The following is a 1,640-nucleotide window of genomic DNA, read 5'->3' as shown; positions in this document are numbered from 1 at the left end:
GGTAGAGACGGTCCTCGGCCTCCCACGCGAAGTACAGCGCGATCCCGGCGAAGATCGCCCCGTCCGCGATGCGGTCCAGCGTCGAGTCGAGGAACGCGCCGAAGCGGTCCGTGCGCCCCATCGTGCGGGCCATCTGGCCGTCGATGAGGTCGCTGAAGACGAAGGCGGTGATGAACAGGACGCCCTGCCAGAGCATGCCCTGCGGGAAGAAGATCAGGGCACCCGCGCTGACACCGACGGTCCCGACCACCGTCACGGCGTCCGGGCTGATGCCCATCCGGACGAAGAGTCGCACGACCGGCGCCAGCACGACGCCCTGCCAGAACCCCTTGAACCGGTCCAGCACCGACTGGCTCAGCACGTTGGGACGGGGTTCGTTGTCTTTCTCCACAGGCGCGAGGCTACTCGGCGACGAGGGCCGTGCAGACCTCGGCCACCGCCGTGGGCACGCCCGCGACGTGCCAGTCGACCCCGGCCGCGTGCACCACCCGCGACTCGCCACCCACGCCGCGGATGACCGCGGCACCCGGCAGCCGGTCCCAGTCCGGCACCGAGTGCTGGAAGAGCACGTCGCACCGGCCCTGGGCGATGGCCATCGCGTCCATGCTCCCCGACCCCATCATCCGCAGCGTCGCGACGCCGGAGACCGCGCGCTGGAAGGCGGCGCCGATCTCGCCGTCGTAGAACGGCGGGTGGAGGTACGTCGTCGCGCACGACTCGGCGAGTCGCCGGTCGGCGAGGGACGTCAGGGGCAACCCGTTGCGAGTGCTCGGCAGGCCCGGTCCACCGGTGAAGGTCTCGACCCGGGCCGGGTGGTGCACGGCCCCCAGCAGCAGCTCGTCGCCGTCGACCAGGGCGATGGCGCTGCACCACCAGTCGAGGCCGCGGTGGAAGTTGTAGGTGYCGTCGACCGGGTCGATCACCCACGTACGACCACTGGTGCCGAGCACCTCGGCACCCTCCTCCCCCACGATCGAGTCGTCGGGTCGCAGCCGCCGCAGGGTCTGCACGACGTGCGCCTCGGCCGCCTTGTCGGCGGCGGTCACGATGTCGGAGACGTGCGTCTTGGTCTCCGTCTCCAGCCCGCGCCGCAGCATGGACTCGGCCAGCGCCCCCGCCTCCTCGACGAGGATCCGGGCGACGTCGATGTCCGGAAGACCGGAGCCGTTCATGGCGTCGTCCACGCGTCGGCGAGCAGCGCGCGGGTGTCGGCCAGCAGCTGGGGCAACGTCTTGGTCCCACCGATGACGGTGATGAAGTTGGCGTCCCCGGACCACCGCGGGACGACGTGCTGGTGGAGGTGGTCCGCCAGCGACCCCCCGGCCGGTCCCCCGAGGTTGATGCCGATGTTGAAGGCGTGCGGGTCGCTGACGCTGCGGATGGTGCGGATCGCCTGCTGGGTCATGGCCATCAGCTCGCCCGACTCCCGCTGGGTCAGGTCCTCGAGGTCCGCGACGTGACGGTAGGGCAGCACCATCAGGTGACCGGGGTTGTAGGGGTGCAGGTTGAGCACTGCGTACGTCGCCTCGCCGCGGGCGACGACGAGGCTCTCCGCGTCGTCACCCTCGGGGATCCGGCAGAAGGGACATCCAACGGCGGTCGAGTCCGAGCGGACGTAGGCCATCCGGTACGGCGTCCAC

Annotated in this window: 3 protein-coding genes; all 3 read right to left on the bottom strand. The window is 70.9% G+C overall.

The genetic code is table 11. The annotated features are described in order from the left end of the window. Positions 1 to 391, bottom strand: a 391-nt coding sequence (locus ACXJKL_RS20675) for a CDP-alcohol phosphatidyltransferase family protein (RefSeq protein ID WP_457208871.1), incomplete at its 3' end; no start/stop codon positions are given. A 10-nt stretch (positions 392 to 401) separates the two neighbouring features. Further along, a complete protein-coding gene (locus tag ACXJKL_RS20670; protein ID WP_457208870.1) occupies positions 402 to 1,172 on the bottom strand; it encodes an inositol monophosphatase family protein in 771 nt (256 codons plus the stop codon). Next, positions 1,169 to 1,640 (bottom strand): HIT family protein (locus ACXJKL_RS20665; RefSeq protein WP_457208869.1); only part of this gene is annotated, 472 nt, incomplete at its 5' end. The genes ACXJKL_RS20665 and ACXJKL_RS20670, both read right to left, overlap by 4 nt.

The organism is Nocardioides sp. P5_C9_2, assembly GCF_054049555.1.
Note: the sequence above shows the minus strand (reverse complement) of the source record. Positions and strands in the feature narration are given on the sequence as shown.